8 protein-coding genes and 1 pseudogene are annotated in these 9,057 nt (G+C 72.9%); all 9 read left to right on the top strand.

Annotation, left to right across the window (positions count from 1 at the left end; genetic code table 11):
• A pseudogene (locus CM1CMNOD_RS15215) lies at positions 1 to 1,586 on the top strand (ParA family protein); the annotation flags it as partial.
• Positions 1,587 to 1,783: 197 nt separating this feature from the next.
• Positions 1,784 to 2,206 carry an SseB family protein gene (locus CM1CMNOD_RS15210; protein WP_013874488.1) on the top strand — a complete coding sequence of 141 codons (423 nt, stop codon included), beginning with the start codon at positions 1,784 to 1,786 and terminating at the stop codon, positions 2,204 to 2,206.
• A 320-nt stretch (positions 2,207 to 2,526) separates the two neighbouring features.
• A complete protein-coding gene (gene infC, locus CM1CMNOD_RS15205; RefSeq protein ID WP_013874487.1) occupies positions 2,527 to 3,171 on the top strand; it encodes a translation initiation factor IF-3 in 645 nt (214 codons plus the stop codon).
• A 102-nt stretch (positions 3,172 to 3,273) separates the two neighbouring features.
• Positions 3,274 to 3,468 (top strand): 50S ribosomal protein L35, encoded by a 195-nt coding sequence (gene rpmI / locus CM1CMNOD_RS15200; protein WP_013874486.1) that lies wholly within the window; start codon positions 3,274 to 3,276, stop codon positions 3,466 to 3,468.
• Between the two features lie 316 nt (positions 3,469 to 3,784).
• On the top strand, positions 3,785 to 4,168 hold the full coding sequence (gene rplT, locus CM1CMNOD_RS15195; RefSeq protein ID WP_043603824.1) for a 50S ribosomal protein L20: 384 nt from the start codon (positions 3,785 to 3,787) through the stop codon (positions 4,166 to 4,168).
• A 50-nt stretch (positions 4,169 to 4,218) separates the two neighbouring features.
• Positions 4,219 to 5,055, top strand: a complete 837-nt coding sequence (locus CM1CMNOD_RS15190; RefSeq protein ID WP_013874484.1) for a TrmH family RNA methyltransferase — start codon at positions 4,219 to 4,221, stop codon at positions 5,053 to 5,055.
• Positions 5,052 to 6,227: a sensor histidine kinase gene (locus tag CM1CMNOD_RS15185; protein ID WP_013874483.1), complete on the top strand. Its 1,176-nt coding sequence runs from the start codon at positions 5,052 to 5,054 to the stop codon at positions 6,225 to 6,227. The genes CM1CMNOD_RS15190 and CM1CMNOD_RS15185 overlap by 4 nt, the downstream gene beginning before the upstream one ends.
• Before the next feature lie 735 nt (positions 6,228 to 6,962).
• On the top strand, positions 6,963 to 8,036 hold the full coding sequence (pheS, locus tag CM1CMNOD_RS15175) for a phenylalanine--tRNA ligase subunit alpha (protein WP_043606810.1): 1,074 nt from the start codon (positions 6,963 to 6,965) through the stop codon (positions 8,034 to 8,036).
• A 2-nt stretch (positions 8,037 to 8,038) separates the two neighbouring features.
• Positions 8,039 to 9,057 (top strand): phenylalanine--tRNA ligase subunit beta (locus CM1CMNOD_RS15170; RefSeq protein ID WP_131774052.1); only part of this gene is annotated, 1,019 nt, incomplete at its 3' end.

Here is a 9,057-nt window from a genome sequence, read left to right as displayed (position 1 = left end):
CCCCTGGATCGAGCGTCTCCGGCCCTGTTATCCCCGGATCCGGCATCTCTGGGGCCAGCGCCCCCGAGCCTGGCGTCGCTGAAGGCCGCCTCACCGGACCGGGCGCTGTCGGGGCCGGCGGAGCCGCGGCTGGCTTTGTCGGGGCCAGCGGGGCCAGCGGGGCCAGCGGGGCCAGCGGGGCCAGCGGGGCCGAGGACGGTCTCGTCGGATCTGGCGGTACCGGAGTCGGCCACACCGGATCTGGCGTCACCGGATCCAGCGTCATCGGGGCGACCGCCCCGGACGCCGGCGTTGCCGGAGCCGCTGTATCCGAAGCCCCTGCACCCGGTGCCGCTGTACCCGAGGGCGGCGGCGGGGCTGCCAGCGGCACCGGGGCGGTTGTCACCGGGTCCGGCATCGCTGGTGCCGGTGTCATCGGAGCCGGCGCCAGCGGGGCCGGCCAGGCCGGATCCGAAGTCTTCGGGGGTGGCGTCACCGTGCCCGACGGAGCCGGGACCCGACCGGGTACAGGTCTGGGAGGCCTCGAAACGCCGGTCGCCGCCGGCCGCCCACCGGTGCGGGCGTCGGACGGGCCGGGCTGGACTCCGGACGTGGGGGAGTTCCGGGGCGGCGCCGGTCCCGTCTCCGCGGGCCCGCCACGGTCTCGGGCCACCGTGGCGGGCCGCCTGGCCGCCGGGCATGGTGGTCTCGACACGGTCGAGACCCGGTGCCGGTGGGTGCACATCGGCGGGCTCGAAGGTGGTTGCGGACGGACGACGGTGACAGCCGGTATCGCGATGGCGCTCGCGGCGTCCCGCCGTGACCGGATCATCGCGGTGGACGTGTCTCCCGGCCAGCCCGGGACGCTCGCCGCCCGGCTGGGCCCCCTGGCCGGGGGCGTGGCCGGCCGGGGGGCAGGCCACACCCCCGGCCAGGGGGAGTTCGCCCGCGCGGCGATCGGGTTGCCGGCGTTGTTACCCGAGATCCGCCGGTTCGTCCCCGGCAGCGGTGAGACGAGCCCGGCGGGTCCGCTGGCTACGGCAGGCCCGCTGGGCCCGGCAAGCTCGCCGGGCCCGACAGGGCCGGCGGGTCCGGCGTCAGCGGGTCTCGACGTCATGCTGGGAGCGTCGGGCGCGGGCGTCGGCGGGCATTTCGTCGAGGAGGCCGGCCGGGTCGAGGAGGTCGGCCGTGCGCTCGAGGCCGTCGGGGAGTGGTACGAGGTGGCGCTGGTCGACGGCCCGCCGGGCTGGAGCCGCCCGTTGCCGGCGGCGCTGCTGGCCCGGGCCGACATCCTGGTGCTGACCGTGCGTGCCAGCGTTGTGGCGCTGTCGGCCGTGGACGACGCACTGAACGCGCTTGCCGGCAGCGGCCGGGGCGAGCTGGCCGACTCCGTGACGATCGCGGTGGTGGAGAGCGCTCCGACGCGGTGGTCCGGCCGCGCGCGCCGCCGTCTCGCGCGGCTGGCGGAGCGCACCCACAACATCGTCGTCGTCCCGTTCGACCCTGTGCTGGCCGACGGGCGGGCGGTGGTCTGGTCCGGCCTGCGGCGCCGTACCCGGGCCGCCTTCGGTGAGCTCGCCGCCGCGGTCGATCCCGACACAGGGTGATCTTCACCTGGAAGGCGGCCGGGGAATCTCCGGCGGCGACGCCCACCGGGGTCGCCGGGACGCGGCGGGACGCCGTCCGTGGGCGCCGAGGGACGGGCACGGCGAAATCTGTATCGTGGACGCGTCGGAGAAGTACCGGAGCGCATGCGTCGGGAGCGGGCGGGATCGCGTCGGGTGGGACTGCGTAAGGTCGAGCGGTGGAGCGGGAACTGCTGACCCCCTCCGGCCAGGGTGACCGAGGCGATGCCGACGAGACGTTGCGGGCCGCTCTTGTCAGCCGGGACGAGCCGGCGGTGGCCGCCGCGCTGGCCGGTGCGCGGGTCTTCGTCGCGATCGAGGCGCGCCTGGTGGAGACCGACGGCGACACCGGGGCGGAGAAGACCTCCGAGATGGTCCTGGTGACGTTGCGGGTGCCGTCCGGCGCGACCGCGATCCCGGCCTTCAGCAGCGTCGAGGCCCTGGCCCGGTGGCGGCGGGCGGCCCGGCCGGTGCCCGTCCCGGGGCGTCTGCTCGGCGCGGAGGCGGTGCGGGCGGGCCATCGCGCCATCGTGCTCGACATCGCAGGCCCGGTCATGGCCACCATCGACGGCGACCTGCTGCGCCAGCTCGCGGCCGCGTAAGGGCTGTGTCAGGCCGCGTGAGAGCGCACCGGCGAGCGGCGCCCGGCCGGCGTCGGTGGGTCCGCGTACATGTGGCGAGGTTCACACCCGCGTGACGATCGGCCTGACCGCTGGGGGCTGACGTCCCATGGTCAAGTGATCGTCGTATCTGGCTTGTTCTGCTACGCTGTCGGTCGACCGCTTGTTACCCGGACTCTGCCCCCTAACGGCTCGGTCCCGTAACAAGGCCAAGCGGAGGCTTGCCTCCCACCCGATGTCGTTCTGGCGCAGGATGCTGTTGCCAGTGCAACGGCCGGGTCGCCGGTCGGCCGAGCCGTTGTATGACGGCGTGTCGGTCGGGTGTCCGGGTCAACCGGGCACAGGGCTCCGCAGCGGCAGGTCGTGTCCGCGCGTCGAGTCACGGAGGGAACCACATCAGCGCAGAGTCCCGCATCAACGACCGGATCAGGGTGCCCGAGGTGCGCCTCGTCGGCCCTGAAGGCGAACAGATCGGCATTGTCGCCATCGCCGAGGCGATGCGGCTCGCCCAGGAGGCCGATCTTGATCTCGTCGAGGTTGCGCCGACGGCCCGGCCGCCGGTCTGCAAGCTCATGGACTACGGGAAGTTCAAGTACGAGTCCGACCAGAAGCGTCGCGAGGCTCGTAAGAACCAGGTCCAGACGGTCATCAAGGAGATGAAACTCCGACCGAAGATCGATCCGCACGACTACGAGACCAAGAAGGGCCACGTGGTGCGGTTCCTGCGGGCCGGGGACAAGGTCAAAATAACGATCATGTTCCGTGGCCGTGAGCAGTCCCGGCCCGAACTGGGCATCCGGCTGCTGCAGCGGTTGTCCACGGACGTCGCGGATCTCGGCTATGTCGAGGCCCAGCCCAAGCAGGATGGCCGGAACATGACCATGGTGATGGCTCCGCACAAGGGCTCCCGGCCCCAGCGTGCGCCAGAACCGGCCGCCCGGGTCTGACCGGCGACCACCGACGACCGACAGCCGACGACCCGACCGTTCAGCGCGCTCAGCCACAGATCAGTTAAAGATCAATCACTGCTCGATTACAGGATTGCCCAGATGCCCAAGACGAAGACCCACACCGGCGCGGCCAAGCGGTTCCGGATCACCGGTTCCGGCAAGGTGATGCGCCGCCGGGCGAACCGCAACCATCTGCTGGAGCACAAGTCCAGCCGGCGCACCAGGCGGCTGGACAACGAGGTGAGGCTCAGCCCGGCGGACGAGGGACGCATCAAGAAGCTACTGGCACGCTGACCTAGCCGGCCCTCGGCGGCCCCTGATCCCCTCGGGGGAGGCGCGGGCCTCCGGCGGCGCGAAGAATACGCTCATGCTGTCTCCGGCCCGCTGGCCGGCAGCTCCCACCAACTGGGAGCCACGCCACCCGGTGCCGTGCGACGCGGTGTTGCGCGACCTGGCACTGTGCGACGCGGCGCCGTATGACCAGCGCCATGTCGCACAGCGCCATGTCGCGCAGCGTTGTGTGACCGGTGTCGCGCGACCGGTGTTGTGCAGGCACAGCGCCGTGCGACGCGGTGTTGACAGCCACGACCGAAAGAGAGTTCTCCAGCTCATGGCAAGGGTCAAGCGGGCGGTCAACGCCCAGAAGAAGCGCCGGACGGTTCTGGAGCAGGCCAGCGGGTACCGGGGCCAGCGCTCCCGGTTGTACCGCAAGGCCAAGGAGCAGGTCCTGCACTCGATGACCTACTCCTACCGCGACCGGCGGGCCCGCAAGGGCGATTTCCGCCAGTTGTGGATCACTCGGATCAACGCCGCGGCCCGGCAGAACGGGCTGACCTACAACCGGTTCGTCCAGGGACTGCGCCTGGCCGGCGTGGAGGTGGACCGCAAGATCCTCTCCGATCTCGCGGTGACGGACCCGGCGGCGTTCACCGCGCTGGTCGAAGTGGCGCGAGCCGCCCTGCCGGCGACCCCGCAGCAGCCCCAGGCAGCCTGAGGGGGTTGCCGGACGGCGCTGTCCCGCGCACCTCGGTCCCGCGTCCCTCGGTGGCTTCGGACCCGCCCGTTGGCCCGCGCTCGGCGCGGGTGCTCGCCGCGCGGCGCCTGCGCCGTCCGGCGGTCCGGCGTGTCCGGGGGGAGTTCCTGGTCGAAGGGCCGCAGGCCGTCGCCGCCGGGCTCGCGGCCGGGGCGCTGCGGGAGATCTTCGTCGGCTCGTCCGCGGCCGGCCGGTACGGGGAACTCGTCGGCACGGCGGGCATACCGGTGCGGGTCGTCTCGGACGAGGCGGTGGCGTCCCTGTCGGAGACCGTGACCCCGCAGGGGGTGGTCGCCCTGGCCGAGCAGCCACGCCACCGCATCGCGGACCTTGACACGCCCCGCCTCGTGGCGATCTGCGTCGACACCCAGGATCCGGGCAACGCGGGGACGATCGTGCGGTCGGCGGACGCCGCCGGCGCGGACGCGGTGGTTTTCGCCGGGGCGTCGGTGGACCCGTTCGGCGGGAAGGCGGTCCGCGCGTCCGCGGGCAGCATCTTCCACCTGCCGGTCGTCACCGACATCGGCGTGGCTGACGCCGTACGACAGATCCGGGAGCACGGTTGTCGTATCGTGGCGACTACTCCCTCCGCACCGCGGGACATCGACACCGCGCAGGACGCGGGGGAGTTGGACACACCCACCGGATGGCTGTTCGGTAACGAGGCACGAGGTTTGCCGCGCGCTACCGTAGTGTCCGCGGACGCGGTACTTCGGGTACCGGTGTACGGTCAGGCCGAGTCGCTGAATCTTGCGGTGGCCACGGCGATCTGCCTGTACGCGTCAGCGCGCGCACAGGCGAGGCTCGGATCCGGCGCGGCAGGCGTCGGGGGAGGTGAACGGCTGTGACGCACACGGTCACGTCGGCTCCCGACCAGGCCCGCAGGCCAGAGGTCGACGGGGATGCGCTGCCCGCCCCCGGTCCGCGGGCGGACGGGGTGGCCCGCCGCGAGGCCGCCACCGCCCAGCCGCCACCCGTGCTGCCGATGAACTGGGACGATCTCCCGGACGGGATCGTGATCGTGGACCGCGAGGGCCGGATCGAGGTGTTCAACGCGGCCGCCGCCAGGATTACCGGTGTGTCCGCCGCCACGACCCCGGGCCAGCACCTCACCGAAGTCCTGCCGTTGCTGGACGAGCGGGGCAACGACTGGTGGGAGTGCTCGCGGGTCACCCGCGGCCTGCCGAGGGTGACCGGTCAGCCCGAACGCCGCCTCACCCTGGCCCGCCAGGGTGACGAGCGCGACCTCAACGTCACCGTTCGTTATGTCCGGGTGGACGGGCAGCTGGCGCACGTCTCGTTGTCCCTGCGGGACACCGCCAGCCGGGAGCGTATGGAGCGCAACCGCGCCGACCTGGTCTCGACCGTCGCCCACGAGCTGCGCTCGCCGCTGACGAGCGTCAAGGGCTTCACCGCCACCCTGCTGGCGAAGTGGGACCGTTTCACCGAAGAACAGAAGAAGCTGATGCTCAACACCGTCAACACCGATGCGGACCGGGTGACCCGGCTGCTCGCGGAGGTGCTCGACGTCTCGCGTATCGACTCCGGCCGGATCCAGATGCGCAAGCAGATCGTGGACCTCGGGCAGACCCTGCGCCGGGTCGTCGACGGCAAGGTCGCGGCGGGTGAGGCCACCCACGACCGGTTCGTGGTCCGCGCCGAGGGCGAGCTGCCCGAGATGTGGCTCGACTCCGACAAGATCGAACAGGTGCTGCACAACCTGGTGGACAACGCCCTGCGGCACGGCGCCGGCACCGTCACCATCGTCATGCGCGGCACCCCGAGCGGAGCCGAGGTCACCGTGGCCGACGAGGGCGACGGCGTACCCGAGGCGAGCGCGTCCCGGGTCTTCACGAAGTTCTGGCGCGGGGCCACCCGCGGGAACGGCACCGGTCTCGGGCTCTACATCGCCCGGGCGCTCATCGAGGCCCATGGCGGGAGCATCACGGTCGGCCGGGCGCCCGGTGGCGGCGCGGAGTTCCGATTCGTGGTGCCCGCCGGGGCACCGGTCTTCGCCTGACCGTCCCGGCCCGCCGGCCCGCCGGCCCGGTGGCGGGGACGCCCCGGCGGCGGGGCCGGTCCGACCCGGACGGTCGTCCGACCCGGACGCGAGAAGCGGTGACCACCCGGCGGGCGCCCCGACCCGGGCCCGGTCGGTCGTGCCAAGCCCACCGGGCCAGAGATCATCCTTCCTCGGGCAGGCTCTACTCGCTTCGGCCGAGCGGCATCCACACCGGCCAAGGAGCACCGGCCTGACGAGCGGCCCGGACCGGCCTGGCGGCCTGCCCGCGGCGGGCGGACTTCCCATACCGTGGCGGGGAACCGGTGCGGGTCCCAACCAGCACCACCGACAGCCCCGGACCCGGACACAACACCCGTGACACAGACACCCGTGACACAGACGCAGAACACACCGCCGGCGGACAACCGCCATCGACGAGCAACACCATCAACGAGGATGACCAGCGTGCCCCCGTCCACACAGAGCGCCGACCCACACCGGTCGGACGTGCCCGACCCCTCGGCAGCGAGCGCCGGAGGCGACTCCAACTCCAGACGCACCGCTCCGGAGCACACCGGCCCGGATCGTCCGGGCGCGGACCGTCCCGGCTCGACTCGTGCCGCCTCGAGCGGCGCGGCCTCGGACGGTGCCGCCTTGGAGGGTGCCGCCTTGGAGGGTGCCGCCTCGAAGCGCACGGAGCCGGGCCGCCCCGGCTCGCAGCGTCCCAGCTCGCAGCGTGGCGACCCGGCGCCGGTGGATCCCGGCGCGCTCGACCCCGACCGGCTCGAGGAGGTGCGTGTCCAGGCGTCCGCCGCGATCGCCACCGCGGGCGACCTCGACGAGCTCGCCGCGCTGCGGACCCTGCACCTCGACGGCCGGGGCGCCCCCCTGGCGCTCGCCCGCCGCGCGCTCGGCGCCCTGCCCCAGTCCGAACGGGTCGAGGCCGGCCGTCGGCACAACACCGCCACCGCCGCCGTCCGCGCGGCCTACGAGGCCCGGCTGGCCGAGCTGACCGCCGAGCGGGACGCCCGCGTGCTCGTCGAGGAGCGCGTCGACGTCACCCTGCCCGGCACCCGCCGGCCGCGCGGGGCCCGCCATCCGCTGTCCACCCTGTCCGACCATCTGGTGGACGTGTTCGTGGCGATGGGCTACGAGGTGGCCGAGGGGCCGGAGGTCGAGCACGACTGGTTCAACTTCGAGGCGCTGAACCTCGGCCCGGACCATCCGGCCCGCAGCTCGCACGACACCCTCTACGTCGACCCGGTGGGCAGCGGGCTGCTGCTGCGCACACACACCTCGCCGGTGCAGATCCGCACCCTGCTGTCCCGTCCGCTGCCGGTGTATGTGGTCTGCCCGGGGCGGACATACCGTAACGACGCGATCGACGCCACGCACTCGCCGGTGTTCGGCCAGCTCGAGGGCCTGGCGGTGGACGAGGGCATCACCATGGCCGACCTGCGCGGGACGCTGGAGGCCTTCGCGCAGGCGCTGTTCGGCTCGGGGCTGGCCACCCGGCTGCGGCCGTCCTACTTCCCGTTCACCGAGCCGTCGGCCGAGCTCGACGTCGCCTGCTTCGCCTGCCGGGGCGAGCCGGCCCGGCAGCCGTGCCGGGTGTGCTCCGACGAGGGCTGGATCGAGGTCGGGGGCTGCGGGATGGTCGACTCGAACGTGCTGGTCGCCTGCGGGGTCGACCCGGCCCGCTACAGCGGCTTCGCGTTCGGGATGGGCCTGGAACGCGCCGCGATGATCCGCCACGACGTCCATGAGATCCGGGACTTCGTCGACGGGGACGTCCGCTTCGGCCTCTCGTTCGGGACGGGGAACTGATCATGAAGATCGTGATGTCGTGGCTGCGGGAGGTCGTCCCGGCCCTGCCGCCGGCGAAGGCGGTCGCCGACGCGCTCATCCGGGCCGGTTTCGAGGTGGAGGCCGTCGAGCCGGTCGGGCACGACCTCGCCGGCGTAGTCGTCGGCGAGGTGCTCTCGATCGAGCTCGTCCAGGCCAAGAAGAAGAACGTGCGCTGGGTGCGGGTCCGGGTGGCCGAGACCGGCACCCGCGAGGTGATCTGCGGGGCGTTCAACTTCGCCGTCGGTGACCGGGTGGCCGTGGCCCTGCCCGGCGCGGTACTGCCCGGTGGTTTCACCATCACCGCCCGTAAGACCTACGGGCATCTCAGCGAGGGGATGATCTGCTCGGCCAGCGAGCTGGGCATCGGCGACGACCACAGCGGCATCCTCGTCCTGCCGCCGGACACCCCGGTGGGGACCGACGTCGCCGGGCTGCTGGAACTCGCCGACGATGTGCTGGACATCGCCGTCACTCCGGACCGCGGCTACGGCCTGTCCATCCGCGGGATCGCCCGGGAGGCGGCGACCGCGTTCGGGTTGCCCTTCGACGACCCCGCCGGTGCCGCGTCCGAACAGGCCGCGTCCGAACAGGCCGGAGCTGGACAGGTCGGAGCTGGACAGGGTGCGGCGGGGTACCCGGTCGTGGTGGAGGACACCGCCGCCTGCGGCCGGTATGTCGCCCGGGTCGTCACCGGGGTCCGGCCGGACGCGGCCACGCCGCTGCGGCTGGCCCGGCGGCTCGCCCTGTCGGGTATGCGGCCCATCTCGGTACCGGTCGACGTCACGAACCTGATCATGCTGGGGCTGGGGCAGCCGCTGCACGCCTTCGACCGGGCGAAACTGTCCGGCCCGATCGTGGTGCGCCGCGCCCGCGAGGGGGAGCGGCTGGTCACCCTCGACGGCGTCAAACGCGAACTCGACCCGGAGGACCTCGTCATCGCCGACGACTCCGGGCCGGTGGCGCTCGCCGGGGTCATGGGTGGCGCCGGCGAGTTCGGTGA

Source organism: Protofrankia symbiont of Coriaria myrtifolia, from assembly GCF_900634755.1.
GTDB classification, from domain to species: domain Bacteria; phylum Actinomycetota; class Actinomycetes; order Frankiales; family Frankiaceae; genus Protofrankia; species Protofrankia coriariae.
The sequence above is the reverse complement of the archived record's forward strand: the minus strand, read 5'-3'. Positions and strand labels throughout refer to the sequence as shown.

Bases quoted from the DNA above. Each gene is read 5' to 3' on its own strand.
- infC (WP_013874487.1), top strand. From the start codon at position 2,527: ATGACGGCGTGTCGGTCGGGTGTCCGGGTCAACCGGGCACAGGGCTCC.
- rpmI (WP_013874486.1), top strand. From the start codon at position 3,274: ATGCCCAAGACGAAGACCCACACCGGCGCGGCCAAGCGGTTCCGGATC.
- rplT (WP_043603824.1), top strand. From the start codon at position 3,785: ATGGCAAGGGTCAAGCGGGCGGTCAACGCCCAGAAGAAGCGCCGGACG.